The sequence below is a fragment of the Sphingobium quisquiliarum P25 genome (genome assembly GCF_000445065.1).
Lineage (GTDB): Bacteria > Pseudomonadota > Alphaproteobacteria > Sphingomonadales > Sphingomonadaceae > Sphingobium > Sphingobium quisquiliarum.
Map to the genome: position 1 here is coordinate 1 of NZ_ATHO01000128.1, position 26,296 is coordinate 26,296.

Annotated in this window: 21 protein-coding genes and 1 pseudogene; 4 read left to right on the forward strand and 18 right to left on the reverse strand. The window is 60.4% G+C overall.

Annotated elements, in window-relative coordinates; translation table 11 throughout:
- Positions 1 to 178: 178 nt before the first annotated feature.
- From istB to L288_RS35415, 13 genes and pseudogenes are all read right to left on the reverse strand, one after another.
- Positions 179 to 907: an IS21-like element helper ATPase IstB gene (istB, locus tag L288_RS35360; RefSeq protein ID WP_031304487.1), complete on the reverse strand. Its 729-nt coding sequence runs from the start codon at positions 905 to 907 to the stop codon at positions 179 to 181.
- Complete coding sequence (istA, locus tag L288_RS35365; protein ID WP_021238707.1) at positions 894 to 2,408, reverse strand: IS21 family transposase; 1,515 nt, start codon at positions 2,406 to 2,408, stop codon at positions 894 to 896. Before istA ends, istB begins: the two co-directional genes overlap by 14 nt.
- A gap of 95 nt (positions 2,409 to 2,503) precedes the next feature.
- Positions 2,504 to 2,719, reverse strand: a complete 216-nt coding sequence (locus tag L288_RS35370; RefSeq protein WP_021238889.1) for a glycosyltransferase — start codon at positions 2,717 to 2,719, stop codon at positions 2,504 to 2,506.
- Between the two features lie 354 nt (positions 2,720 to 3,073).
- A pseudogene (locus L288_RS42535) lies at positions 3,074 to 3,560 on the reverse strand (IS66 family transposase); the annotation flags it as partial.
- Between the two features lie 293 nt (positions 3,561 to 3,853).
- On the reverse strand, positions 3,854 to 4,753 hold the full coding sequence (locus tag L288_RS35380) for a UTP--glucose-1-phosphate uridylyltransferase (RefSeq protein ID WP_031304568.1): 900 nt from the start codon (positions 4,751 to 4,753) through the stop codon (positions 3,854 to 3,856).
- A gap of 52 nt (positions 4,754 to 4,805) precedes the next feature.
- Complete coding sequence (locus L288_RS35385) at positions 4,806 to 5,756, reverse strand: glycosyltransferase family 2 protein (protein WP_021238893.1); 951 nt, start codon at positions 5,754 to 5,756, stop codon at positions 4,806 to 4,808.
- Positions 5,753 to 6,946 carry a glycosyltransferase family 4 protein gene (locus L288_RS35390; RefSeq protein WP_021238894.1) on the reverse strand — a complete coding sequence of 398 codons (1,194 nt, stop codon included), beginning with the start codon at positions 6,944 to 6,946 and terminating at the stop codon, positions 5,753 to 5,755. The genes L288_RS35385 and L288_RS35390 overlap by 4 nt, the downstream gene beginning before the upstream one ends.
- Positions 6,943 to 8,295, reverse strand: a complete 1,353-nt coding sequence (locus tag L288_RS35395; RefSeq protein ID WP_152522089.1) for a lipopolysaccharide biosynthesis protein — start codon at positions 8,293 to 8,295, stop codon at positions 6,943 to 6,945. Before L288_RS35395 ends, L288_RS35390 begins: the two co-directional genes overlap by 4 nt.
- Positions 8,292 to 9,353 carry a CgeB family protein gene (locus L288_RS35400; protein ID WP_021238896.1) on the reverse strand — a complete coding sequence of 354 codons (1,062 nt, stop codon included), beginning with the start codon at positions 9,351 to 9,353 and terminating at the stop codon, positions 8,292 to 8,294. Before L288_RS35400 ends, L288_RS35395 begins: the two co-directional genes overlap by 4 nt.
- Positions 9,350 to 9,931 (reverse strand): D-glycero-alpha-D-manno-heptose-1,7-bisphosphate 7-phosphatase, encoded by a 582-nt coding sequence (locus L288_RS35405; protein ID WP_031304573.1) that lies wholly within the window; start codon positions 9,929 to 9,931, stop codon positions 9,350 to 9,352. Before L288_RS35405 ends, L288_RS35400 begins: the two co-directional genes overlap by 4 nt.
- Complete coding sequence (locus L288_RS0121835) at positions 9,924 to 10,934, reverse strand: glycosyltransferase family 9 protein (RefSeq protein WP_051209693.1); 1,011 nt, start codon at positions 10,932 to 10,934, stop codon at positions 9,924 to 9,926. Before L288_RS0121835 ends, L288_RS35405 begins: the two co-directional genes overlap by 8 nt.
- Positions 10,931 to 12,466 (reverse strand): D-glycero-beta-D-manno-heptose-7-phosphate kinase, encoded by a 1,536-nt coding sequence (gene rfaE1 / locus L288_RS35410; RefSeq protein WP_236613042.1) that lies wholly within the window; start codon positions 12,464 to 12,466, stop codon positions 10,931 to 10,933. The genes L288_RS0121835 and rfaE1 overlap by 4 nt, the downstream gene beginning before the upstream one ends.
- An 89-nt stretch (positions 12,467 to 12,555) precedes the next feature.
- Positions 12,556 to 14,466 carry a hypothetical protein gene (locus L288_RS35415; RefSeq protein WP_161625665.1) on the reverse strand — a complete coding sequence of 637 codons (1,911 nt, stop codon included), beginning with the start codon at positions 14,464 to 14,466 and terminating at the stop codon, positions 12,556 to 12,558.
- 712 nt (positions 14,467 to 15,178) lie between these two features.
- Between L288_RS35415 and L288_RS35420 the strand changes: the two genes are divergently transcribed.
- Positions 15,179 to 15,487, forward strand: coding sequence for a hypothetical protein (locus tag L288_RS35420; RefSeq protein WP_021238900.1), 309 nt, complete (start codon positions 15,179 to 15,181; stop codon positions 15,485 to 15,487).
- A 78-nt stretch (positions 15,488 to 15,565) separates the two neighbouring features.
- Here the strand turns inward: L288_RS35420 and L288_RS35425 are convergent, their stop codons facing one another.
- From L288_RS35425 to L288_RS35445, 5 genes are all read right to left on the reverse strand, one after another.
- A complete protein-coding gene (locus L288_RS35425; RefSeq protein WP_021238901.1) occupies positions 15,566 to 17,662 on the reverse strand; it encodes a GumC family protein in 2,097 nt (698 codons plus the stop codon).
- Between the two features lie 50 nt (positions 17,663 to 17,712).
- Entirely contained in the window at positions 17,713 to 18,426 is a 714-nt protein-coding gene (locus L288_RS35430; protein WP_084465872.1) for a polysaccharide biosynthesis/export family protein, read from the reverse strand.
- A 282-nt stretch (positions 18,427 to 18,708) separates the two neighbouring features.
- On the reverse strand, positions 18,709 to 19,656 hold the full coding sequence (gene fcl / locus L288_RS35435; RefSeq protein ID WP_021238903.1) for a GDP-L-fucose synthase: 948 nt from the start codon (positions 19,654 to 19,656) through the stop codon (positions 18,709 to 18,711).
- A complete protein-coding gene (gene gmd, locus L288_RS35440; RefSeq protein ID WP_021238904.1) occupies positions 19,656 to 20,720 on the reverse strand; it encodes a GDP-mannose 4,6-dehydratase in 1,065 nt (354 codons plus the stop codon). Before gmd ends, fcl begins: the two co-directional genes overlap by 1 nt.
- A gap of 55 nt (positions 20,721 to 20,775) precedes the next feature.
- Positions 20,776 to 22,011 carry a glycosyltransferase gene (locus tag L288_RS35445; protein WP_031304580.1) on the reverse strand — a complete coding sequence of 412 codons (1,236 nt, stop codon included), beginning with the start codon at positions 22,009 to 22,011 and terminating at the stop codon, positions 20,776 to 20,778.
- A 680-nt stretch (positions 22,012 to 22,691) separates the two neighbouring features.
- Between L288_RS35445 and L288_RS35450 the strand changes: the two genes are divergently transcribed.
- The 3 genes from L288_RS35450 (at position 22,692) to L288_RS35460 (ending at position 26,285) form a co-directional block, all read left to right on the forward strand.
- Positions 22,692 to 23,963, forward strand: coding sequence for a WcaI family glycosyltransferase (locus tag L288_RS35450; protein WP_041208436.1), 1,272 nt, complete (start codon positions 22,692 to 22,694; stop codon positions 23,961 to 23,963).
- A 269-nt stretch (positions 23,964 to 24,232) separates the two neighbouring features.
- Positions 24,233 to 25,633, forward strand: coding sequence for a hypothetical protein (locus tag L288_RS35455; protein WP_161625666.1), 1,401 nt, complete (start codon positions 24,233 to 24,235; stop codon positions 25,631 to 25,633).
- Positions 25,626 to 26,285 (forward strand): LbetaH domain-containing protein, encoded by a 660-nt coding sequence (locus L288_RS35460; protein ID WP_021238908.1) that lies wholly within the window; start codon positions 25,626 to 25,628, stop codon positions 26,283 to 26,285. Before L288_RS35455 ends, L288_RS35460 begins: the two co-directional genes overlap by 8 nt.
- Positions 26,286 to 26,296 lie beyond the last annotated feature (11 nt).

Consider the following 26,296-nt stretch of genomic DNA (forward strand, 5'->3'; position numbering starts at 1 on the left):
TGTCAAACGGCGTTCAAAAGGGACCCCCGATCGGCGTCGAAGAGGGACCCCCTTTTCAGATAATATGATGCTGGTTTGTTGAAGATGGCCTTGCGCTGCGTGCGGCGGAGGGCGGGCGTAGCCCGACCGGAGGCGCGCGCAGCGCAAGATAGATTTTTGAAGGCGCCGAAGGTGGCTGTCAGCTGCGGTTTTTGAAGCGCCAGCTGTCGTTGCCCGTCTCGACGATATCGCAGTGGTGGGTGACGCGGTCGAGCAGCGCCGTGGTCATCTTGGGATCGCCGAACACGGTCGGCCATTCGCCGAAGGCGAGGTTCGTGGTGATGATGACGCTGGTCCGCTCATAAAGCTTGCTGATGAGGTGGAACAGCAACTGCCCTCCCGAGCGGGCGAACGGCAGATAACCGAGCTCGTCGAGAACGATCAGGTCGAGCCGCGACAGCTGCGCCGCCAGGGTCCCGCCTTTGCCGATCCGGGTCTCCTCTTCGAGGCGTGTCACCAGATCGACGGTGTTGAAGTAGCGGGCGCGAGCGCCCCTTCGCACGACATTGGCGGTGATCGCGATGGCGAGGTGGGTCTTGCCTGTCCCCGTGCCGCCGACCAGCACGATATTGCGGCGAGGCGGGAGGAAGGAGCCATCGTGAAGGGAGCGGATCATCTCCTCATTGATCGGTGTGCCCTCGAAGCTGAACCGCTCCAGGTCCTTCACCACGGGCAGCCTCGCAGCCGTCATCCGATAGCGGATGGAGGCTGCATCCCGGTGGGTCGCCTCAGCACGGAGCAGGTCGGTCAGTATCTCCATGGTGGTGCGCTTGCGCTGGAGGCCGGTGGTGACCGCCTCGTCGAACGCCGCCGCCATGCCCTTGAGTCCGAGGCCGCGCATCGTGTCGATCATATCATGCCGCTGCATCATAGCCTCGCAGCAGATCATAGCGGGCACAGTCGGCGAGCGGAGGATGCTGCAGCATCCGGTCTTCCGAAGTGACGATGCTGTGGGGTGTCGCCGGCTCGCGGCGCCGGGAGAGGATGTTGAGGATCAGCTCGTCGCTGGCCGTTCCGTTCGCCAACGCTTCGCGCACGGCAGCCTCTACCGGCTCCAGGCCATCGGTGAGCACCGCCGAGAGGACCCGCACGAACCTGCGATCGGCCTCGTCCCCGGTGCCGAGCCTTCGCCGTAATCGGTGCAGGGCGGGCGGCAGATCCCAGTCCTGGAACGGTGCGCCGTTACGCAGCGCGCCGGGCTTGTGCGCGAGGACCGGCAGATAATGCCAGGGATCGTATATCGTGCGGTTCCGACCGAAGTGGCGCTCATGCTCCCCGACGATCGCATCGCCGCAGCGTATGACGATGCGATCGGCATAGGAGCGCACCTGAACGGTCCGGCGTGCGGCCGTCGACATGACCGAGTAGCGGTTGCGATCGAAGCTGATGAGGCAGGTGCCGGTGACGGCATGCTCGCTCTCATGGAAGCCGTCGAACGGTGCCAGGATCGGCTGCAGGGCCGGTCGCTCCATATCCAGCGCCTCGGCGACGGTAATATCCCCGCGTTCGGGATGGGCATGATGCTCGGCCCAGCGCCGGCACTCGGCCTCCAGCCACCCGTTGAGCTCGGCCAGGCTGGCGAACCGGAGCCGCGGCTGGAAGAAGCGGCCTCGGATTGTCTGGACCTGCTGCTCGACCTGGCCCTTCTCCCATCCCGCCGCCGGCGAGCAGGCGGTCGGCTCGACCATGTAATGATCGGTCATGATCAGGAAGCGGCGGTTGAACACACGCTCCTTGCCGGTGAACACGGCCGTCACCGCCGTCTTCATATTATCGTAGATACCGCGTCGCGGCACACCGCCGAAGAACGCGAACGCCCGGGCATGGGCATCGAACAGCATCTCCTGGCCCTCGCGCGGATAGGCCCGGACATAGGGTGCGCGCGAGTCGCAGAGACGCATATGCGCCACCTTCACCCGCATCGGCTTGCCGGCGATCTCCACATCCTCGTGGCTCCAGTCGAACTGGTAGGCCTCACCCGGCTGGAAGGTCATCGGGATGAACGCCGGTGCGCCTTCGCCAGCATCCTTCCGCCGCGCAGCACGCCAGCGCGCCGCATAGCGGCGCACCGCATCATAGGATCCATCGAACCCCTCGCGCACCAGCAGGTCATGGATACGCGTCATCCGTAGCCGATCGCGGCGGCCGCGACCTTCGTTCTCCTCAAGCAGCGCATCGAGACGATCCTGATAAGGACCGATCCGCGGCAGCGGCTGGACTTTGCGCTGATAGTTGAACGCCGCCTCCGGCGACCGGATCGCTTTGCGGACGACCTTCCGCGACAAACGAAGGTCACGAGCGATCGCCTTGATCGCCTTACCCGCTGCATGCTCACGCCGAATCCGAACCACTGTCTCCACGATCAACATCCCGTTCTCGCCAACTGATCAAAACCAGTCGGCCGACTAAATCCCCGGGATGAAGGGGTCCTTTTTGCACGCCGATCACCCCACGAAGGGGGTGCCTATTGCACGCTGATCCTCAGGGTTAGATCGGCGATGAGGGCCCAGGTCCCATCGCGCGAGCCGTCATTGACGAGGACGATTTCGTGATCGCCGGATGCGGCGCTATGGCAGACTGCCGATACCCGATCGACCAGCGCCGTCAGGCTCTCTTCCTCGTTGAAGCAGGGCACGACGATGGAAATCGCCGGAGCGGTATCACGATGTTGCAGATTCATGCCATTTCCCACCCTCACGGGAATTTTCTATAACCACGCCAAATTTACAAATCGTAAAGAACGTTCGGTAACCAAGAGGGTGCAGAGCCACGTGGGTGGTGACGGAATGCTAATTGAATGTCACTAACGCCACAATGGAATGACATTGTGCGATAGATGCTGGGGCCGTATCCTTTCAGCGATCCTTTTGGCTAGGTATCATTGGCCGAACGGTCCGACCGTAGGAATGCGACTCTTGCCGGCCAACTTAATTTTTCGGGCTCGGACGCAGATAACGCGGACTCCGACATGCCAACCAACCAAGAGTGGTCCGCCCAAGCTGATGATGGCACCGGTCTATTGTAAGCAGTGGTCTCAGCCCACGTTGATCCAGGGCATGAGTTCATGAACGCGATTGGCGGGATGGCCGTTGGCGAGCGCAGTGAGGGTCTGCGCCAGCCAGTCGTTGGGGTTGATGCCGCCCAGCTTGCAGCTTTCGATGAGCGTGGCGATGACCGCCCAGTTGTCGCCGCCTTCGTCAGATCCGGCGAAAAGCGCGTTCTTTCGGTTCAAAGCCAAGGGGCGGATTGATCGCTCGAAGGTGTTGGTGTCGAGTTCGATGCGGCCGTCGCCGATGAAACGGACGAGGCCGTCCCAGCGGCTTGTTGTATAGCGAATGGCTTCAGCCAACTTGCTCTTGGCGCTGATCTAGCGGAGTGGCCATCAAGAGCTTGAGATCCTCGACGATGATGCGGCTGCGTTCGGCACGCTGAAGGCGGCGCTGTTCAGCGGCCGAGCCGCGCACCTCGTCTTCAATGGCATAGAGCATGGCGATCCGACGCAAGATCTCGGTCGCGACCGGAGAACTGGCGGCTAGCTAGAGAGGGCTTTTGTGGACACGGATGCGCGCATCATCAGGAATGCGCCCACCACATGGCTATCCTGCCACTTTCGCTAGATTCAAGGCCCAGTTGGTCGATCGGACTGCCGAAGGGATCTGCAAGCCCGGCATTGGACACGAGAAGGTCAGGCTCTTGGGCTTCAGTTACATCACCTATCCAAGAGGCGACCTTCTCGAAAGCACGGGCGATCTGTTTGTCGTTGGCGCGACCAATCGGATGAAGAGTTTTCCGGCGCTATGCGGGGCAGGGGCGATCAGGCTGCGGCCGAAATCTTGATCATGTCGAGTTCCGCAATGGTGAATGCGCGGATATGTTCGCCCAGATCCTCGCGCTCCAGTGCCAGGGCAAGGTTCGCTTCGATATAGCCCGCCTTAGAGCCGCAATCGAAACGGCGGCCCTTGAAGGTTACGCCATGGAAAGGCTGCCGGCCGATCATGGAGGCCATGGCGTCGGTCAACTGAATCTCACCTCCTGCGCCCTTTTCTTGGGTTTCGAGGATTTTCATGACCTCGGGCTGCAAAATGTAACGACCGGGTAGGATGAGGTTGGAGGGCGCGGTGCCCAGCGCGGGCTTTTCGACGAGGCCCTTGACCTCGGTCAGCACGCCGTCACGCTTGCCGGGGTCGATGACGCCATAGTTGGGCGTATCGGCCATTGGCACTTCGAGCGCGCAGACGAGATTGCCGCCGACCTGGTTGTAAGCATCGACCATCTGCTTGAGGCATCCCCGGCCCGGCGCACCCTTCATGAATTCGTCAGGCAGCAGGATGGCGAAGGGTTCGTCGCCGACGATGTCGCGCGCGCACCAGATGGCGTGGCCAAGGCCAAGCGGTTCCTGTTGGCGCAGGAAAACCGCGTTGCCAGGCTCGATGCGTGTGCCTTCCAGGGCGGACAGGTCCTTGCCGCGTTCGCGCTGGATGGCTTCGGCCTCAAAGGCCATGTCGAAATAATCCTCGATCGCGCCTTTGCCGCGGCCGGTGACGAAGATCATTTGTTCGATGCCCGCTTCGCGCGCCTCATCGACGGCATATTGGATCAGCGGGCGGTCAACGACGGGGAGCAGTTCCTTGGGCACTGACTTCGTTGCGGGCAGAAAGCGCGTACCGAGACCTGCGACAGGGAACACGGCTTTGCGGATTGGCTTGTAGGACATCATTCCCTCACATCCGTAGGCGGACGACGATCGTGATCATTATCGCCTCACTTCACAATTTCAGATCCGTTAACTGGCGCAGCCGGTCCAGACGATCGGCGTTTGCGCCGCACTGTTTCAATCCTTGTTCCAGTTCGACCACCTTTGCGGCGACCAGGAAACGATACCAATAGCCTTGCAGAAAATGATAAATGAGGCCTTCCCGGCCGTCGAGGAATCCCAGCTTGATGATGTAGCGATAGAAGAAGAAGAGAGCCGGTCCGGCAAACAGGGGCATCCGATTATAGATGTTCGTCTTGATGAACCGCTTCGCCCGCGCCTGCGCCGATCCAAGGATCCTTTCTCTATCCTGTCCGAACAGGCCGTAACGGGCGTTCAGTATTTCCACCGCTTCCCGCGTGGCGTAGGAATTATGCTTCGCCGTGAAGAAGCTGAGGTCGTGCAGGCATATGTCTGCGAACCCGCCCCTGGCCGTGACGGTGCGGCCGCCCCAGGTGACGATATGTTCGTCCATCCAGCGATCCTCGACCCGCCCATGGCCCTTGCGCCACAGCCGCAGCAGGACGAGCGGGTAGCGGCCGCCATGCCTGATCCACCTGCCCATGAAGATATGTTTGCGCTTGAAATTGACGGCGACGACATCCTCTGGAAGTGAAGGGAGGTCCCGCATGAGCTCCTCTGCCAAGTCAGGTTCGATCACCTCGTCGGCGTCAAGCCGCAATATCCATGCCGAACGGACATCGCCATGGTCGAGCGCCCATTGAAACTGCTTCGCCTGGTTGACGAAGCGGTTCTGGAGAACACGCGCACCCGCATTGCGGGCAAGCTCGATCGTCTGGTCGGTGGAAAAGGAATCGACCACCAGAATGTCGGAAGCGATCGAACGGACGCTTGCGATGGCGCGCTCTATATGGCGTTCCTCGTTGAAGGTGAGGATGATAACCGACAGCGTGGGCATCGTGGGTACGGCGTGCCTCGCCGACAGCTTCGGGCTGTAGTTCATGCCGCCGCCCGGCGCGTCGTGGATGAGGCGGAGTCAAGCTCCCCCAGTAAGTCCGCCCATTGCTCCCCGTAGCGATCATAGCCGCCCAGTAATTCGATACGCCTGCGTGCCCGCTGGCGCATCTCGCTGGCGGCGACACGGTCCTGCGCAAGGTCCTGCATCGCTTCGAGCAGGGCTTGTGTGGAACGCGCGGGCACGATGCGGCCTTCCACGCCATCGGTGAACAGATTGAGAGCACCGGTGTTAGCTGAGGCGATGACGGGACAGCCGCACGCCATTGCTTCGGCCATGACTAGGGCGAGTCCTTCTTCCAGGCTGGGCAGCACCATGACGTCTGCGCTGCTGTAATGGCCGGGAAGCGAGATATTGGGGACAGAACCGAGAAAATCGACCGAGTCCAGCGGCATTTTGCGCAGCAGCGGTTCGACCTCCGGGTCGATGGCGCCGATGATCTTCAACCGTTTGGCGGGGTGGGGCAGAGCGGCGAAAGCCTGAAGCAGATAGGCGATGCCCTTGCGGATGGTGACATTGCCCACGAACAGTACCGTAAAGGCATCGGGATCGGGCTCCCCGGTAGGTGCGAAGCGGTCTAGCCGCCCGCCATAGGGAATGATCCGAATGCGCTCTGTGGGGACGCCGGCATCAATGAAGGTCTGAAAGCAGAATTGCGACGGGACGGTTATGATATCCGCATTGGCGTATTCCGCCTCTTCCTTCGCAACGACCCTGGGATCGATGGGCTGGTAGGGGATGTCCCAGCGCGCATATTCCTCTTTCAGAATGGAGTCTTGGAACCGGATATGGGTCGAGCCGCGATCGCAGACATGCGCGCCGCCCAGTGCCTGTGCGCGCCGGCCGGCCTGCAATCCTCCGCTCGACAGGCCCACCAGGATCGTTGGTGCGTCGAGGCTCGCTGCCACTCGGCGATCAATCGCCTCTATCGCCCGCCAATGCATATAACGGCGCACCGATGGAACCGCGCCGATGACGGGCAAGCGGGGCGCGGCTTGAGCCGGAACATAGAACCACGGGAAGCTATGAATCTTGTCCGGGGAAATTCCGCTCTCGTCCTTCAGCTTGAAGCGTGGATAGCCGCTCCATATCGCAGCCAGCCTGCCGCGCTGCTCCAGCTGGCGGGCAAGATGGAAATGATGGAAGCGCCCCAGCGCAACCTGCGTGACCGGCATCATGCGCTATGAGCCTCCCGTGCGGTAAGCGAGGGGTGCGGGAGCCGGATTGCATGCCGAAGCCCTTGGCTGAGGACAAGGATCGCGCCGTGGACCGTCAGCATGGCGGCGGCGGCGCCGTTGAGGCCGAAATGGAGGGTGAAGACATAGCACAGGCCGATACCGGCCAATGAGATGAGCAGCGACAGATTGGCAAAGGTCACATGGCGGTTGATCGATGAAAGGGGGGTCGCAATGGAACTCCACATCATTTCCGCCGCTACCGTCAGGATGACCATCAGGAAGAAGGGATCGACCGCCGATACCTGGCCATGGGTGTAGAGTCGCATCAGCGGATCGCGGAACAGGTAGAGCGGCACGCTGAAGGCTATGATCGCGGCCAGCCCGGCCCGTTGGTGATAGCGCAGCACCTTGTGCAGCATCGCCTGATTGGCGCGGCCGAAAGCGATGCTATATTCACCCTGCACCGTGCCGTTGAGCAGATTGGTGATCGCCGTGCCGGTGCGAGCGAGCGTGCGTGTGGTTGCGAATGTCACGACCGCCGCGGGACCGATCAGCACGCCGATGATCATCAACGGCGCCTGGATCAGCATCGACTGTGAGATGGGCATCAACATGAAGGCGAGGGCGGGCTTCAGCAGGCGCTTGATCTCCGCCGCGCTGCTTTTCGCATGGCCGAGCGAAAGCCAGGGAGAGGCCTTTCGCAGCCAGAGATAAAGACCAACGCTGCCGAGCAATTTGGTGATGAGCGCGGCGGCTGCGGCGGCGACCAGTCCGCCGCCGAGCAGTGCGGAGCCGGCGACCGCCAGTCCTTCGGCGAGGCGGGACAGGGCACCCCAGCTGGCCTCCATAGCCAGCCGGTTCTCGCAGCGCACGCCGCCGCAGATCAGCAGGAAATATTGGTAGGACACGACATTGAGCAGCAGCAGGATCAGCACCGCGCGGGCGTCCCCATTGGCGTATTCGCCAAGGTTCAGCGCATGCGACAGATCGACGCTGCAAATCAGCAGTACGGACAAGCCGATGAGGCATGGCATGACGAGGTTGAGCAGCGCGAAGACGCTGTGGAAGGTACGCAGCGCTTCCTCGCGCCGCCCGCCCGCCACTTGCATCAGCATTTCATTTTTCGCGATCAGGGTGAAGCCGAAGTCGCTGAAAGTGAGATAGGTGGGCACCGCGGACAGCAACAACCAGACGCCATAGCTTTGCTTACCCCAGGCATAGAGCAGCACCGGCACCAGACCGATCTGTAGGATGATGGTTGTCGCCTGGTTAAGGAACTGCGCCGACATGACGCGGGAGAGACGACGGCCCGCTTGTGTCGACAATGCCTGGGCGATGCGGCGCCTCATGCGACGGCCCGCGTCGAAGGGGCTGCCTGCGCACTCAGCGCCAGGTTCAGCATGGAACTCATCAGGCTTTCATTAAAATGATCGTTGCGGAGGGCGCGCGCCCGGCCCGCCTGGGCTATGCGGCGACGGCGCGCGGGGTCTGTCAGCAATTGCCGGCAATGATCGATGCATTCCTGCGCGTCGGACCAGAAGAGCGCCTCCCGCCCTTCCTCGTATAGCTGAAGATGTTCAGGCGTGCGTTGGCCGCACAACAGGCTGCCAAGCACCGGGATCTCCATTGAGCGCGTTGTGTGTTGATCGCGATTGCCTTGAGAGAGGAGGGCAATGGAGATGTCGGCTGCCGCCACCGCTGCGTCATACGCCTGCGGCGTCAACTCACCCAGCGTGATCAGAGGTTCGAGCGCGGTATATTCAAGAGCTTTGTTCCAGCGCGGGCCGAAGATTTGCAGCGGCAGGCCTGCTTGCGCCAGCTTCAGGAGAAAGGCGCCGCGTTCTGGCATCCAGGTTCCGACGAAGGAAATGGACGAGAGGTAGGGCTTCTTCGCTTCTTCCGAGGGCAGCCGGTCAGGATCGCGTAGCGGATCGTCGGCGGCGAACCAGACCCGATGTACCCGCCGCGCGCCCGCAAGCTTTGCCTGCGCGACATTGCTCTCACGCGGAACGAAAAGGCAGTCATAATGTGCGACCGCGCCGAGGAACGCACGCCAGCGGCCGCCATCACGCCGGACATAGGGATTGTCCGGATTGTAGTTCACGACGATGGGCGCGAAGCGGCGGAGCATCTGAACCGTCTTTCCGTCGATCAATTCGCCGCTGTCGATATAGGCGAGGTCGAATGCCTGATCGCCTGCGCATGCCGCGATGTGGCTGCGGACCAGTGCACCGAAGCCGAAGCCGCCGGTCTTGAACGACCAACTGCGCGCGAGACTGCCCAAGGGCAGGGCGGCGAAGGGATCGACCGCCTTCACCCGGTGTCCCAACCGGCCGAGGGCGAGCCGCCGCGCGCGGCAGGTTCCGCTGTCGGGGCCGATATAGAGGATGGACTGGGAGTGCGTCATCGCGCCGCCTGCAATTGCGTGGCCGGGTAGGATGACCCCGCCAGGATGAGTCTGGCCGCTTCGACCATATCGGAACAGATTGGTTTACCGGTCGCCTTCGCCCAGTCGCTGTGGCGTGCACCTTCGCCGGTCAGCAGCAGGATCGAAGAAGCGCCGACCGCGTCACCCAGTTGCAGGTCCGACCTTTTGTCACCGATCATCCAGCAGCGGCGCAGATCGAGCGAGAAATCCTGCGCGGCATGCAGCGCCAGTCCGGGCAGCGGTTTGCGGCAGTTGCAATCGTCGCCCGGCGCGTGGGGACAGATATACCAGCCCGCGACGCTGATATCGTGCGCGGCCAGTTGTTTGGCGATGGCATGATTGACATCGACCAGATCGCTCAGGCCGAAATAGCCGCGCCCGACGCCGGACTGGTTCGACAGGATGATCAAGGGAAGCCCGACGGCCGTCAGGAGCCGCAAGCCGTCGATCACGCCTTCCTCCAGCCTGATGCAGGCGGGGTCACTGACATAGCCGGTGTCGACGTTGATCGTCCCATCCCGATCGAGCAGCACGGCTGCGCCCATGACATCAGGCATGGGCGCACCGCGACAGTGCGAGGGCGCGGGCGGCTACATGGCCGACGCTGATGTTGCGTACTCCGCTCATGTCCTGAATGGCTCCGCAATGGTCGCCATAGGGATGCCATTTCCGGGGCGGATTATTGTCGCCGAAAAGCCCGAGCGTCGGCGCTCCCGCCGCTGCCGCCAGGTGCATAGGCCCGCTGTCATGGCCGATGAAAAGCGCCGCCTTCGCCAGGACAGCAGCCGACTGCCGCGGGCTGAGTGGACCGCACAGGTTCAGCCTTTCCGCTGGCCAGCGGCGCAGCAGTCGTTCCGTTGGCGCGAAATCGCCCGCGCCGCCAAGGCCGACCAGTGGCAGCCCCCGCATTTCGCCGCCGAGACGGGAAAGCAGCGCAGTCCAATTTTCTTTGCCCCAGTCATTGGCGGGCAGCTTGGTCCCGACGCTGATGGCGAGGAACGGCTTGCCGCCAAGGGGAGCGAGAGCTTCTTGCCCCTTTGCTATTTCGGCCGGGGTGAGGCGCAGATCCCAATTGTTCCGGTCGGCAAGGTCAAGAGCGCCGAGATCGGCGATGGTACGAGCCAGGCGTTCGGCCTCCGGCTCGATCGTAGCGCCATCCGCCTCTATGCGGTTGTTGTGGAGGTCGGGCGAGACCGGTGCGCCGATCACCTTGAGAATGCCCGCATAGCGAAAGAAAGTCAGGTCTCGCGCGACCATGTCCGGTCCGCGGCCTGCGGCGAGGTAGATCATGGTGCGTGCGCCAGTTGCGCGAATCTTCAGCAGCAGCCGGATCAGTTGGGCGCGTGACCGCTCTCCCACATCATAGGCGATGGTTCGATGGATGAGGCCGCTGCCGCCGATCACCGCCTCCAGCGCAGGCGCAGCGCCGGAAACCGGATTGTTTGTCAGCACCACCCGCTCGTTGTCCGGAAAGTGCCGTGCGATCTGATGAAAGCAGGGGAGCGCGACAAGCGTGTCGCCGAGGCTGCCCAGCCGGTAGATGAGGATTGGTCTGCTCAAGAGATGGCCACTCCCGTCAGGCCTGCGTCACCATTGCGTAGCGCCGCCTGGACGATCGTTCGCGACGTGCTGCGGTCGGGAAGAAGGTCGAAGGTCACGACGCGGCCGCCGCGCGCGTGCACGATGTCGGCGCCGACGATATCCTCCAACTTGTAATCTGCGCCCTTGATCAGCAGGTCGGGCTGCAACGCCTTGATGGCCTCCAGGGGCGTGTCCTCCTCAAAGATCAGCACCTGATCGACGAAGGCGAGCGCGGCGAGGATCTGTGCGCGATCCATCTCCATGTTGAGAGGGCGGGCCGGCCCCTTCAGCCGTTTGACCGACGCGTCGCTGTTAAGGCCGACGACCAACCGGTCGCATTGGCTACGGGCGAACTCCAGCAGCTTCACATGGCCAAGATGCAATATGTCGAAACAGCCGTTGGTGAAGCCCACGGTCAAGCCCCGTGCCGCCCAATCCTCCCGCTGGACGCGGGCGGAGCGGAGGGTGCGCACCTTGCCGCTGGGGATTTGCAGATGCTGCTCGGCGAGGCGGTTCAGTTCTTCCTGCACTTCGGAGATCGACACAGTGGCGGTGCCGCGTTTGCCCACCACGAGGCCGGCCGCTGCATTGGCCATTCTGGCTGCGTCATCCATCGTCATGCCGCCGCCAAGCGCGATGGCGAGGGTTGCGACGACGGTATCGCCCGCGCCTGAGACGTCGAAAACCTCGCGTGCGCTGGCTGAGATATGGAGGGGAGCCTGATCTCGCCGGAAGAGTGACATGCCCTGCTCGGAGCGCGTGAGCAGGATGGCGTCGCACTGCGCCATGGCGAGCATCTTCAGTCCAGCGGCTTCGGCTTCGGCATCGTTCGTGATCATCATTCCAGTCGCCGCTCGCGCTTCATTGATATTAGGCGTCAGCACCGTCGCGCCAGCATAGCGGGTGAGATCGCTGGACTTGGGATCGATGATGACGGGAACGCCGGAAAGGCGCGCCGCCGGGATCAGGCGGCGCAGTAATCCGTCGGTGACTACTCCCTTGGCGTAGTCGGAAATTATAAGAACATCTCGCGATTGCAGCATTTCTACCGCACATGCGTAAATTCGATCCTCGGCGGACTTCGATACGCTATGGACGCTTTCATGATCGGCGCGTAGCAGCTGCTGCCCCTGCGCGACATAACGGGTCTTTTCTATCGTTGGACGGGCATCGTCATTTATTGGCACGAAGTGGACATGATCAAATTCCGACAGGGAACCGATCAGATCTGATCCGACCTTATCATTGCCTATGACGCCGATTAGAGAACATTCGCCGTTCATTGCTGCAATGTTACGCGTAACGTTCGCTGCACCGCCAGGAACGCTCTCCGTCCGCTCTATTGCGATTACAGGGACCGGACTTTCCGGTGATATCCTGGTAACTGCGCCATATATGAAGCGATCCAACATGAGATCGCCAACGCAAATAGTTCGGACAAATGAGAAATCTTTCGGCCGAATCATAACAATGATGCTCCGTTCATGCCGTTGGTCATAATCGTGCTTCAAAATTCATTTATTAGCAAGTGCACAAATGGACAGATTTTGTACCCATGAGTGTTTCATAATCGTCCGATTTGTTCTGCGGTGCGGTATCGCTATTCAATAACGGTGTTCACCGCCTTTTCGGCCGAGGCGGTGGTCCTCCAATCTTCGAAGAACTCCCCGCGTCCCGATGTGCGCGCCGCGCTGATCACTGTGCCGCCGCTTCCTGTCCCGATCCGATATGCGACCTCGCAATCGGTGCAGCTATTGCGTTGAAAGATCGTCCCAAGCACGCGGGGCACGGCCATCGGTTCGTAGCGCGTGTTATTTTCCACCCGCATCATCGCAAAATATCCTTCATTTCCGGCATATTCCTCCGAACTGAGCGTGAAGGGTGGATTGTGCGCCGTTATGCTGTTGTCGCGGAACCTGATCCCTATCATCGCAATGCCGAAGGCGCGTGCGTCCGCGTTCACGAACATCGATGTCAGGTAAGAAGGCCAGGAAAGGGTGAGGTTTTTCACCTCATTATCCAGAATATCGACATCGTAGATCGGGTCGAACATGCCCGTATCGAGATTTTGATAGGAACGCAGATAGACGCCGCCGCTTTCCAGGAAGTGGTTTCCGCTGATCAACACATGACGAATAGCGGTTTGATAGAGCCACACGCCGCGTGGCATCTGGCTGAAAACATTATCCCTGATCAGAGCCTTTTGCAGCCCCCAGACGAAGGCCGCATATTTGCTGGTCGCGTCGGGGATGCTGTTCCATGGATGGTCGACAGTCAGCACCGAGCCATTGACACTGCGTACCGAGCGGGTCTGTCCCGCGCCCCGGCCTGCGACTATCGCGATCCCATAATTGCCGGGCATTTGCGAGAAGGGGCCGAGCTTTGCTGAGAACCTGCTGTCAGTGATGCTGTTGGCGTCAGCGGCCTCGACGGTCCCGATGCTTTCCGTTCGGATCGCTCCGCCCCCTTCGGTCAGGATCGCTTCCCCGTCATTGCGGGTGCGATTGGTGATAGGGCCATTCACCGTGTCGAAGACATTGCCGATGATCGCAATCCCGGACGCGAAATCAACCGTCATCATGTGCAGCGCGCCAGCTTCGTCCTGGCGGCTGGCGTCGCGGCGGAACAGGTTCTTGCCGATATAGCTATTGCGCGTGCGTTCGAACGCCGCCGCGCCCATGACGAGACGCGTGACGTTGTTTTGGAAAATCAAGCCGTTGGAATCGCTGAACAGATAGGGTGACTGCTGGTTCATGCTGCCGGTCTGGTTGAAGGTGCAGCCGGTCACGAGGGTGTTTTCGTTGCCGTCAAAAAAAGACTGGCGCTGCGTACCGAAGTTCATCGTCACATTTTGCAGCAGCAGGAAACGGCTCTTGTGAAGAATCGGTCCTTCAGACGCGCCCGCGTTGGTGAGGGTGAGATCTCGGATCGCGATCACTTGTTTCTGGATGGCGGAGAGCGGGTAGTCGCTGCGGTAGAGAAGCTGCGTCGCATTCTGTCCCGCGCCCTGAAGGATGATGTTGCTGGGGAGGACTATGCTGCTGTCCAGTGTGCAGACTCCCGCGCTTAGCGAAATCATTCCCCCGCCGCTCCGGGCGAGCGCGTCTGCCTGCGTCTGGATGGCTTGCGACGCGGACCTGTTCCCGCTGCAATCCACCTGCGCGATCCGGCCAAGAAGGGAGGCGAAGAGATCCAGCCATCCTGCTTCCCCACCGAAGATGTTGTGTCCTGCACCAGCCACGATCTCTATTGTCTGATCGGCGGTAGCTGGAGCCAAGCCGCCGCCATTATCGACCCGCACCGCTACAGCTTGCTTTTGGGTCAGGTTCGATGGCGCCCTGACCACGAGCATTTCCGGGCCGCTGGCGGCGAGATCGACAGAGGCGGCTACCCCATCTACGTCAACGCGCGGGGTGTATGATGCGAGCATGAGATTGCGGCCAAAGATGCGGAACGCACCACCCGGAGCGGTTGCAATACTGTCAAAATTGTAGATGATCGGGGCGTTCAACGAGACAGTCGCGCTCGACAAGGCGCCGCTTACAACGCGGACAGCCAGAGCGGGTCCTGCATCGGCGGGGATTTCAGCGGCCAACCAATCGCCCACGTGATTGACGATGCGCAGCCGCCTTTCAGGATTGGACCCGGATGACTGCATCACCACGGCCGGGGCGGGGCCGAAATTCTCGCCCTGCAAATAGATGATGTCGCCTGCCTGAGCCGATTGCGGCGCGTTGAAGATGATGGGCGCGGTGGACGAGGAGGGGGAGGTGTTTGGGCTTCCGGTCCCGGCGCCGTTCGCGCCGCCGACAATATTGGAGGAGGACCCGCCACAGGCGGTCACCAGAATGACGCTGGCGCGCAAAGCTCCGCGCCAGATGCTATCGCGCGTCTGGGAGTGTCTTAAACGCAGCATCAATTGGGGAAAAATCCTCAAATTTCCTCCAAATATTATAGATATAATGATATTTCCAAATATATTCACAAGTAAATCAGGTCATGAAAATATTATTATTAATAATTACTTTTATACTAGATCGAAATAAGCTATTTATCAGTATATTTACTTGAGGAGGCGTTACATGCAGATTCGATATCCAGCGGCGGCAATGATGTCTTTCCTCCTAGCGTCCTGCGGCAATTCCGAAGGGGGGCGGCAGACACTCGCCGATGTTTGCGGCCCTTCGCCTTCGGTCAGTGCGGAGGGGCAGGAGAGCAAGCCATTGGCCGGAGCCGGCAAAGGCAAGTTGCAGGCCGCAGGGGACAATCTGGGCGAGGTTGTCGGGCAGATGTCCTGGCACCTGTGCAACGCGCGCGCCAATGGCTGGATCGACGATGCCTTCTACCGCAAGGAAAGTGTAGCGCTGCGCCAGGCCATCTTCAGCAAGCTGGGAGTCAGTGCCCCCGAGGCCGCGAGCACGCCCGCAGATGGCGGGAACGATCAGACCGCCGAATCGAGCGAGGACATCCGCAAACAGGCCTGCCTGAAGGCGGCGGGAAGCGACCCGGCGGCAGTCCAGGCCTGCCAATGAAACAGAGGAGGGGGCGCATGGCACGGGCCGCGCCTCCGCCCATACATCGGTGAATGTGTGAGACATCGCCGCAGCCGTTCAATAGCGATACTGCATCAGTTCTCGGTCATATTTGGTGAGAACGGCGCCGCATAGCCTGGCGCCATTCTCATCCAGCCGCTGGACCGCTGCGCGCGCCTCGCGCGCCCTGGCGCCATTGGCCTCCACCACGAATACCGTGGCCCCGGCCGCCGAAGCGAGGGCGATGGCGTCGGCAAGCAGGAGTACCGGCGCGCTGTCGATGACAACCAGATCATAGCTTTGCTCGGCTGCGGCGATGATCGAGGCGAGCACCGGCTGCGCCAGCAGCTCGGCGGGATTGCGGGTCGGCTGCCCCCCGGTGAGGACGTCCAGCCGATCCACCACGCCATAGCGGATTGCATCGTTCAGCGTCGTTTCCCCCGCCAGGACGCTGGCCAGCCCCTTGTCATTAGGCAGGCCGATGGCGCGGTGGAGGGTGGGTCTGCGCAGATCGGCGTCGATGAACAGCACGCGCCGCCCGCTGCGGGCGAAGTTCAATGCGACGGCGTAAGCGCAGGTCGACTTACCCTCCGATGATCGGCTGCTGGTGAACAGCAGAGATCGTGGCACGCCGCCGGACGATGTGCGTTCGACCGCCAGCCGCAATGACCAGAAGGCTTCGGAGAGGGATGAGCCTTCGATCACTTCCGTCATCGACAAGCGGGACGGGTGTGAAGGAATGGTCGCCAGCACCGGCAGATCAAGCGCGCTGGCCACATCTTCGGGCGAGCGGATGATGTCATCAAGTCGCGAGCGGACGCCCACCAGAACGAGCGCCAGCGCAAAGCCGGAAGCGAGGCTGGAGAGAAGCGTCATGGTCGTCCGCGGGGTGAAAGGCCGGTTGGGAACCTCCGCCCGATCGACGATCGAGATATTATTGGCGGTCACGCCCGCTGCGGCGCTCACTTCCTTGAAGCGTTGCAGCAGCCCGTCATACATCAGACGATTGGTATCGACCTCGCGCCGCAGGATATTGTAGCCGATGCTCTTGTTCTGCTCCTCGACCGTGCGGGTCTTGAGCGATTCGAGCTGGCTGGCGAGGGCACGCTCCTGGTTGACCGCGATTTCATAATTATTGCGCAGGCCGCCCCGAATGGTTTGGGCGATCTTCTGCACCTCGTTGTTGAGGGCGGTCAGCTCGGTTGCACGGTCGCGCATGCCCGGATAATCCTCCCTGAATTTCTCCCGGTCCCGGCTGTAATCGGCGGTGCTGAGCGCGCGTTTTTCGACAAGTTGCTGTACGGCAGGGTTTGTCATCACTTCCGGCATGTTCAGCGCGGGGGTCGCTTGCGCCTGACGCCATCGCCGTTCCGCTTCGATCCGTTCAACCTTGGCGCGGCCCAATGCGGAATTGATGTCCATGAGGTTCGAAGAGGTGAGCATGCGCACGCCATCCTCCGTGCCCTTGCCACCCGTGGCGTCGATCAGGCGGGTTCGGCGGGCATAATCGACCACCGCCACTTCGGATGCTTCGAGACGCTTCTTGGCCTTTCCAAGTTCATTTTCCAGGAACGTGCGGGCATAGCTGGTCTCGCCGAAACGGCGTCCCAGATTATATTGGATGAATTCTTCGGCATAGGCGTTGGCGGCGTCCGCCACGAAGCGCGGACCGCGGTCCGTGATGGTGATCTGCGCTACCCGCGAATCTCGCGGCAAGGTTAGGCTCATCGATGATTGCAGCTTGGCGATGGCGGCTTCCTCCCGCTCCTGCGGGGAGAGGATGCGGCCGTCTGGCCCTGGCGGGATACGTGAGGCAAGGTTGAGCTTCTTGACGACCAATTGCGCCATGGCGCGGCTGTTCAAGAGGCTGAGCTGGGTCTGGAGGAAGCGTTCGGCCTCCTGCGATCCGCTCGCCTGCCTGCCGTCTTCGCTGTTGAGAACCTTGGCCGACTGCTCCTCGATCTGCACGGTGGCTGTCGCGCGATAGAGTCGCTCGGCGCGTATAAGGATGACCACCCCGATCAATAGCGCGATCGCCACCACTCCGCCGATGAGGTGGACGTTGCGCCGGAGCAGATTCCAGATCGCGGGGAAGTCTATATCCATGCCTTCGCTACCGCCGTCATCGTCGCGGCGGGGGCGTTGGGTGATCTGGTTTGGCGCGATGGTTGCCATGTGCCTGTTCCTTGTCGCTCCCGTCGGAGCTTGCCAAAATGTCGATCCGGTCAGTTGTTGAGTTGCGCGAATATGCCCAGCAGCGGCGCCGCCAGCAGCGCATCGCGCCATGCCGCCTCAAGATGGTTGATGCCCACGACGACCTTGTCCCCTCCCAGTAGCGGCGGGTCAGTCATTTCTCCGCGTCTGATCTTGCGCATGTCGAACAGCGCGGCTGTCTGCTGTCCGCCGATCGTGCGCAGGATCGTCACCTGTTTCTGGTCCGCGATCCGGGTAAAGCCCTTCGCAAGGGCGACGGCGTCCATCAGGCTGGTGTGGCCAATCAGCTTGAACTTGCCCGGTTCGGTCACTGATCCGATGACGGTGACGGTATTGGTCGCGGATTCCTTGACGAAGACTGTGACTTGCGGATTGACGAGGTAGCGGCGCAGTCCTTCGGCCATTTCCGCGGAGAGGACCTGGGGTGCTTTGCCCTGCGCGTCTATCGTTCCGAGCAGCGGGTAGGAAAAATGTCCGGCCGGATCAATGCGAATGCCCTGAAAGCTCAGTTGCTGCACGTCATAGACCTGGATGTCGATCAGGTCGCCCGCCCCGATCACAGTCTGGCCCGGCGTGGCTGCTGGCAGGGATGTCGCTGCTATCGTGGGGTCGGGCCGCGCCGCGCTCGCCACGTTCGGTGTGACCAGCGCAGCGGCAAGCAGCAATGTTGCTCTTGTGGTCGCAACGCCATAGTGGCCGCCATGTCCCTGTCGATGTCGCTGCATGCCTTACACCTTTGCTTACATCGCGGCCTGGCCGCTTTGTGCTTTCGGTTATCCGTGACGATCCAGAGCGCTGATGACGATCAGGCATCGGCCGAATCTGTATAATCGTGAATGCTTTATGGAATAAAGATCTGGAACTGCACGAACCCATGATGTGCTTATGGCAAAGTCATATCGACCGATATGAACGCCCCAGATACCACGTTCGACTATGTTGGAGAGACGTGAGATCATCGATAATTCTCTCATCCAGATTCGACCATGTTTCCTATACTGGTCTTGTTAGGCCGCCAGTGCGTTTACGTTTTCCAGATACCATCGATAGGTCTGCTCAATACCCTCGCGCAGGCTGATCCGTGGCGTCCATCCCATGCTGTTGATGCGAGCCGACGACATGAGCTTGCGTGGCGTGCCATCGGGGCGGGAGGCGTCATACTCGACAGAGCCGGTAAATCCCGTCACGTCACGGATCAAGGAAGCCAGTTCGCTGATTGTGACGTCCGAGCCCGAACCGATATTGACGAACTGATCGCCCGAATAGGATTTCAGCAGAAACAGGCAGGCTTCGGCGCAATCATCGACATGCAAAAATTCCCGCCGCGGCGTGCCTGTACCCCATAGGGTGACGCTGTCCGCACCTGACCGCTTCGCATCGTCAAACTTACGGATCAGTGCGGGCAGCACATGGCTGGATTCGATGTCGAAATTGTCCCAGGGCCCATAAAGGTTGGTTGGCATGCCGGAGATGAAATCCGCGCCATGCTGCTGGCGAAAGGCTTGGCACAGTTTGATCCCGGCGATCTTGGCGATCGCGTACCACTGGTTCGTGGGTTCGAGCGCGCCTGTCAGCAGCGCTTCCTCCACAATCGGCTGGGGGGCGAATTTGGGAAAGATGCAGGACGATCCGAGAAACAGCAGCTTCGATACGCCCGCGCGAAAGCTGCCCTCTATGACGTTGGTTTCGATGACCAGATTGTCATAGAGGAAGTCGGCCGGGAAGCGAGAGTTGGCCAGGATTCCACCCACTTTTGCAGCGGCCACAATGACCGCGTCGGGCTTGCGATCCTCTATCCAGGAGCGGGTGGCCGCCTGATCCTTGAGATCCAGTTCATCGCGGCCGATGGTCAGTATCTCGCAGTCCTCGCTTGCCAGACGGCGCACGATCGCGCGCCCGACCATGCCGCGATGGCCCGCGACCCAGACTCGTTTGTTGTGCAGTGTGAAGCTCATCACGCGTCCTTTTGGATCTTTTCGTAGCGCATGACCTTCAGATCCTCGCGCATCATGTCCGCCACCAGCTCGCGCACCGACGTTTCATGATGCCAGCCAAGCTTCGTCTGCGCCTTGGTCGGATCGCCGATCAGCAGATCGACCTCCGTCGGACGGAAGTAGCGCGGATCGATTTCGACCAGGCATGTGCCGGTGCGCGCGCAAAGACCCTTTTCGTCCACGCCCTTGCCGGTCCACCGGATATCGACGCCTACCTCGGAGAAGGCCATCGACACGAAGTCGCGCACCGTCGTCGTCTCGCCAGTGGCGAGCACATAATCGTCAGGTTCGTCTTGCTGAAGGATCAACCACATGCCGCGCACATATTCGCGCGCATGGCCCCAGTCGCGTTTTGCGTCGAGATTACCGAGATAGAGCTTTGACTGACGCCCCAGCGAGATCGCCGCCGCAGCCCGGGTTATCTTGCGGGTGACGAAGGTCTCGCCGCGCAGCGGGCTTTCATGGTTGAACAATATGCCATTTGACGCATGCATGCCATAGGCTTCGCGATAGTTGACGATGATCCAATAGGCATAGAGCTTTGCCACCGCATAGGGCGAGCGAGGATAGAAGGGCGTCGTCTCGCGCTGCGGCACTTCCTGAACAAGGCCGTAAAGCTCTGATGTGGAAGCCTGATAGAAGCGAGTGGCCTTCTCCATCTTGAGGATACGGATCGCCTCAAGGAAGCGCAACGTCCCCAGGCCATCGGCATTGCCCGTATATTCGGGAGTGTCAAAACTCACCTGAACATGGCTTTGGGCGGCAAGATTGTAGATTTCGTCCGGCTGGCAATGTTCGACCAGGCGTATGAGGTTCGACCCGTCTGTCAGGTCTCCATAGTGGAGGAAGAAGTTTCTGTCTGGTTCGTGCGGGTCCTGATAGATGTCCTCAATACGTCCGGTATTGAATGACGATGATCGGCGCTTGATGCCGTGGACATGATACCCTTTTTCGAGCAGGAAGCGTGCAAGATACGCGCCGTCCTGACCCGTTATGCCTGATATGAGAGCGGTCCTTTTAGCCATGTCGTAACCCCAAAATCACATAAGGAAGGCTAATCTATTTTCATCCGTTTGGATGTTATTGTGCGACCACTTCCATTTTGATTTTATCGGTAACCTTGCCTCTCTCCTGAATCGTCTCGAGCATGATGTGCTCAAGATCTTTCACTGCACTGTTCAAATCGTAGCGGCGCGAAAACGTCGCTCGCGCTGCATCTTCCATCAGCCTGCGCTGGTCGTCGCTAAGCGACGTCCACCTCTGCAACAGGGTGGTGACTCCCTCTACCGAGTCTGTTTCAACAAGCCCCGCGCCGTCATCCGCAACTTCGCGCCAGATATTGACTTTATCGCTGATGAGGACAGGGCGCGCGCAGGCCAAGGCTTCTGCGATGACAATGCCGAAATTTTCCTGATGAGAAGGCAGGATGAATGCATCACAGCGCCGGAACGCCCCCCATTTGGCGTGACCCTTGAGCATGCCAGGCCAATGGATGCGACTATCGACACCCTCCTGCCGGGCCAACTCCTTCAAGCGATCGCGCAGGCCGTTGTTGTCGGGGCCGGCGATGACAAGGTCGAAGCTGGTTCCAGGATTGAGTCGCAGCCATGCGGCGTAGCCGCGGATAAGCAGATCGACGCCCTTCTTCTCATGAATGCGGCTGAGGAACAGCAGGAAGGGGCGATCGCCAAGACCGGGGACATGATCAGCGAAAGCAGCAAGCTGCGTCTGGCTTGGAATAGGGACATCGGCCGTTCCAAACGCGACAACCTGCTCGCGTGCGGAATAAGGCCAGTAGCTGCGCCTCGCGAGTCGGCGTTCCTCCTCACAGGTAAAAAGTACCCGGTCCGCGTGGCGGACGAGCACGCGCTCATTTACCAGCCACAGCAACTGTTTCATAAATGATTTCAGCGGATTGGCACGCTTGAAATAGGGATCGAGCATGCCATGGATGAAAACGATGTAAGGCGTCCTTCCGCGAGGCAGGCCGAGGCGCGCGGCGAGTGTCGCGACATTCCATAGGCCGGAAACCACCACCACGTCATAATCAGCCAGACGCCGGCGCATCCAGCCAAGCGCAAGCGGGAGATCCAATATAACGCTGGCAAACTTCCCGAGCCAGCCGGATCGCGGTCGGCGCGCGAAGGTGAAAACATGGGCGTTCAGGTCGGTCGCGCTGCTCATGGACGCGTGATCGAAGGTCAGGAAATCCTGGCTGTGGCCGCGCAGCGCAAACGCATGGCCAGTGCGCACCGCATGCTCAATCGGTCCACCGTCCCTTGAATCAGCAGATGCGATAACATGAAGAATACGCACTCGACGTTACCTTCCATGCTGAATTGCTGCTTATTTTTGCGATTGCGCAGTCACCTATGCTGCAACGCAGCGATAACACTCTTTCCTGGGAGTGGTAAAGGGCTGTTAACCAAAATGAGGCAAGCTGAACGATCGAAAGGCTAACTTTAGATATATTTATCTATGTTTCCAAAGTGATAGATCAACATCGTTCGGTTGCACATAACCAAGACACGGTTACTAGGCATCCGGATTCTTCCCCTGCTTCTCAAGAATTTTGCCTGAAATTTGTTCGGGATAACGTACCGATTCGTGAGGAGAAGAAGACTTTATCCAGTGTTAAAATAGACGTTGACTTGTGCTTGCGAATCAAAGAAGGTTCAGGAGTCAACAAGCTCTAGCGAAAATGCCAAACAGGGCAGCTGGACGGTCGCAATATAAATAGAGACCATGACGTTACAGCGTTTTAAACAATAGGATAACAAAAGCGCGCTATGTCGCGGCGCGGTTGTTAATCATCGACATTTTGAGTGCAAAGCAACAATATGTTGCTGTGTGCGCTCGATCCATGACGATGCATATGGCCGCGGCAGAACTGAGAACATGAAAATGGGTCGCTCCAATTGAACAGAACGCACGCTTTGGCGTGAATGATAGATAGTTCGGGAGAGGATTAGCGTCGTTCAATATTGGGGTTTCCCATGAAAGTGCTAATCATCGGGCTCAATTACGCGCCGGAACCTATTGGTATAGGTCCCTACACACGCGACATGGCGACATTTCTGGCGCAGGCGGGAACGCAGGTCTCCGTCGTATCTGCTGCGCCTTATTATCCCCATTGGCGGGTGGCGCAGGGGTATAGCCGCTTTCTCTATCGCCATGCGGTGGAGGAGGGCGTCTCTGTAACCCGTTGCCCGATTTATGTTCCAGAAAATCCAACGGGTTTCCGGCGCATCATCCATCATCTGAGCTTCGTGTTCAGCGCGCTGATCCCGGTGATGCTGAACATATTGTTCCAGCGGCCTGATGTGGTGATCGCAATCGCGCCCTCCCTGATGTCGGCACCGCTTGCGCGCATGGCGGGGCGGCTTTCAGGTGCGCGAACCTGGGTTCATGTGCAGGATTTCGAGGTGGAGGCCGCCTTTGCGACGGGCCTTGTCGCGCAGGAAGGCCGCGCTGCCCGGCTCGCGCTCGCATTTCAATGCTGGGCCTTTCGCGGCTTTGATCGCTACAGCAGCATTTCGCCGCAGATGTGCGCTAAACTTGCAAGGCTGCTTCCTTCCTCAGCGCAAGTGTTGGAGGTGCGCAACTGGGCGGACATGAGCTTGGTCGAAAGCAATTCCGACGACCGGGCCTATCGTGCCGAGTGGGCGCTCGACGGCAAGCAGGTCGCGCTATATTCCGGCAATGTCAGCCGCAAGCAGGGCATCGGCATTGTCGTTGACGCGGCCCGCAAGCTGAAGCGGCGCGACGACATTCGCTTCGTGATTTGCGGAGACGGGCCGGAGATGATCCATCTCGCCGAGGCGACCCGCGACCTGCCTAACGTGCTGCTGAAGGGATTGCAGCCGCGCGAGCAGCTAGGATCGCTGCTGTCACTCGCTTCGGTGCACCTGCTGCCGCAGATCGAGGGTGCCGCCGATCTGGTATTGCCGTCAAAGCTCACCAACATGCTCGCCTCGGGTCGGCCGGTGATCGCTACCGCCAGAGCCGAAACCGGCCTGGCCTGGGAGATAGAAGGGTGCGGCTTGGCGATTCCGCCGGGCGACGCAGACGCCTTTTCTGCTGCGGTCGAGGCGGTAATGGACTCGCCCGCCATGCGTTCTGGCCTAGGCGAGGTGGCGCGGCAGCGGGCGCGTGAGCGCTGGTCCAAGGCCGCCATCATGAGTGCGGTCCAGGCGGAGCTTTCGGCCCTTTGCATGCGCGATCTTCCCAAGACAGCGGACACAATCACCGACGCAGCAGTCAGCTAAGCGGAGGGACGGCGCATGATCCGCCCCGCACCCCGCACCACGTCCTTCGATGAAGGGGTATCGCGATGAGGTTCATCGACGTATCGCGGCCCGGCCTGCGCATGCTGCTGATCTGCTCGACCGGCGCTGCGATGCTGGTGCTGGCGCAGATCATCATAGAGCCGTCGGTCGTGAACATCTATTGTTCGATTTTATGCGCTGTCGCCGGGGTGGCGACGACCATCCATTGCCTCAGGCGCAAGACGGTCAGCCGGTTCCCGATTTCCAGCATGGCGGTGATGGGTTTTGCGGTCACCACCTATGCGTTGCCGCTCCTGGCGCAGACGATGAGCTGGCGGCCATTAATCTACAATTTGCTGGTTCCGCGCGAAGTCTTTGAAGCAACGGTAGCCTTTCAGGCTGTGGTACTGGCCGCTCACATCGTTTACACGAATGCTCCGGCTTTGCAGGCGCCATCGCGGTGGCTCGCCCGGCGGGTGCTGAAGCCGATCTGGATCTTTCGCATTCCTCGGCCGGTCGAGCTGTGGGCGTTGGGGCTACTCGGCATCGGCGCCACATGGGTTTCGCGCATCATGTTCGGCGATGCGGTTGAATTCGGAAATGTCGGAGGCAAGTTCCTTCAGGCGCTGGTCCCTTTCATTGTCGCGCCTTTCTTCATACCGCTTCGCCGCTATTTCTTCGATCGTGACATCGTAGATCCGCCGGGGACCATCCCTATGCTGAGCGGCTATTTCACGCTGGTGCTGGTGACTGCCCTGTTCTTCAACGCACGAGTCATATTCGCGGTCTGCATCTTCACCGTGCTGCTATCGATCCTGATGATGGCGGCGATGGGCCGTGTGCGCTTTTCCCGCCGGGCGAAGGTCATGATCGCGGTTGGCGTGCTGGTCGCGCTGCCGATCGCGGGCGTGGCGCAGGATCTGGCGACTGCGATGCAGGCCGGGCGCCTGCTGCGCGGTCAGGCAACCCCGGCGGAAATCGCGATGGAAACGGTGCGGGCCTTTGGCGACAAGGCGCGGCTGGAGGCGATGCGGCGCGATGAAGCCAGCATGACGATGGAATCGGGCTTTAGCGGAATTTCGGAAATCTATCTGGAAAGCGAGTTTTTCCAGCGGCTGACCTATACCAAATATACCGACCTGACCATGGCGGCTTCCCTGCGCCTATCCGACTTTCAACAGTCGCAGATCAGACGCGATGCCTACGAAGGTATTATCAGCATTTTGCCAACACCCATCATTAATGCATTGGGACTGTCGGTGGACAAGGCCAATCGTGGTTTTTCCACGGGTGACGTTTATGCAAACCTGGCGTTCAACGAAGATCTGGGCGGCTATCGCACCGGATCATCAATCACAAACACGATCGACGTCTTGAGCGTCTTCTGGCCGCTGGTTGTGTTCGTGATCTGCATTCTGATGTTTATCGAGTTCGACAGCTATTCGCTGATGCATGATGGCCGGTTGCTGATATCGGCGATTTCCTTTGTGTTGCTATATGAAATCGTCGCGCGGGGACTGGTCTACGAATCCTTCCGCAGCCTCGTTGAGAGTGCGAGCCGGGCCTATATTCAGGCGATCTTTGTCTACACCATTTTGACACTCGGCATCCGCCTGGCGCTCGCGCCGTTGGCGGGCCTCCAAGGGCAAAGGAATCTGGGCCATGGCTGAAATCTTGCGCGAATGCCCGGCACCGCTCGACGCGCCCGATCGTTCCAAGATATTGAGCGCGCGTGACACGACGCCGCTGACGGGGGGGGCGAGCTTTTCGCTGGCGAACCGGCTGGAGCGTCTTGCCTGGCAAATCTGCTGGACGCTACTCGCGCGCTGGACGCCGCCGATGTTCAGCCCGTGGCGCATCCTGTTGCTGAAAGCCTTCGGTGCTCAGGTGGAGAAGGGGGCGGCGATCGCGGCCAGTGCGCTCGTCTGGTATCCCCGGCATCTGCGCCTGGGCGCTCACGCGACGCTGGGGCCGGGTGTCAACTGCTACAGCATGGCCATGGTCAGTATTGGGCGGCGAACCATCATATCGCAGCGCGCCCATCTGTGCGCGGGATCGCATGATGTCGCAGACCCGGACTTTCAGTTGATCGCCCGGCCGATCACCATCGGCGCGGACGTGTGGATCGCCGCGGAAGCCTTTGTAGGTCCGGGCGTTCAGGTAGGCGACGGAGCGGTACTCGGCGCTCGCGCCTGCGCTTTCACCGCGCTTAAGCCCTGGACCATTTACCGGGGGAACCCGGCGGCGATCGTTCGGCCTCGTGCGCCGCGGCAATGTTGCGATGCTTCCAGCGCCGTCATGATCCCCCTGAGAAAGAATTAGCGTCATGCGCA

What these genes read in the sequence shown, in the direction of transcription:
- L288_RS35385 (WP_021238893.1), bottom strand. Translation starts at nt 5,756, where the DNA reads ATGAACTACAGCCCGAAGCTGTCGGCGAGGCACGCCGTACCCACGATG.
- L288_RS35400 (WP_021238896.1), bottom strand. Translation starts at nt 9,353, where the DNA reads ATGACGCACTCCCAGTCCATCCTCTATATCGGCCCCGACAGCGGAACC.
- L288_RS35390 (WP_021238894.1), bottom strand. Translation starts at nt 6,946, where the DNA reads ATGATGCCGGTCACGCAGGTTGCGCTGGGGCGCTTCCATCATTTCCAT.
- L288_RS35430 (WP_084465872.1), bottom strand. Translation starts at nt 18,426, where the DNA reads ATGCAGCGACATCGACAGGGACATGGCGGCCACTATGGCGTTGCGACC.
- L288_RS35460 (WP_021238908.1), top strand. Translation starts at nt 25,626, where the DNA reads ATGGCTGAAATCTTGCGCGAATGCCCGGCACCGCTCGACGCGCCCGAT.
- L288_RS35395 (WP_152522089.1), bottom strand. Translation starts at nt 8,295, where the DNA reads ATGAGGCGCCGCATCGCCCAGGCATTGTCGACACAAGCGGGCCGTCGT.
- L288_RS35450 (WP_041208436.1), top strand. Translation starts at nt 22,692, where the DNA reads ATGAAAGTGCTAATCATCGGGCTCAATTACGCGCCGGAACCTATTGGT.
- gmd (WP_021238904.1), bottom strand. Translation starts at nt 20,720, where the DNA reads ATGGCTAAAAGGACCGCTCTCATATCAGGCATAACGGGTCAGGACGGC.
- fcl (WP_021238903.1), bottom strand. Translation starts at nt 19,656, where the DNA reads ATGAGCTTCACACTGCACAACAAACGAGTCTGGGTCGCGGGCCATCGC.
- L288_RS35455 (WP_161625666.1), top strand. Translation starts at nt 24,233, where the DNA reads ATGGCGGTGATGGGTTTTGCGGTCACCACCTATGCGTTGCCGCTCCTG.
- L288_RS35425 (WP_021238901.1), bottom strand. Translation starts at nt 17,662, where the DNA reads ATGGCAACCATCGCGCCAAACCAGATCACCCAACGCCCCCGCCGCGAC.
- L288_RS35405 (WP_031304573.1), bottom strand. Translation starts at nt 9,931, where the DNA reads ATGCCTGATGTCATGGGCGCAGCCGTGCTGCTCGATCGGGATGGGACG.
- L288_RS35370 (WP_021238889.1), bottom strand. Translation starts at nt 2,719, where the DNA reads ATGAATCTGCAACATCGTGATACCGCTCCGGCGATTTCCATCGTCGTG.
- istA (WP_021238707.1), bottom strand. Translation starts at nt 2,408, where the DNA reads ATGTTGATCGTGGAGACAGTGGTTCGGATTCGGCGTGAGCATGCAGCG.
- istB (WP_031304487.1), bottom strand. Translation starts at nt 907, where the DNA reads ATGCAGCGGCATGATATGATCGACACGATGCGCGGCCTCGGACTCAAG.
- L288_RS35380 (WP_031304568.1), bottom strand. Translation starts at nt 4,753, where the DNA reads ATGTCCTACAAGCCAATCCGCAAAGCCGTGTTCCCTGTCGCAGGTCTC.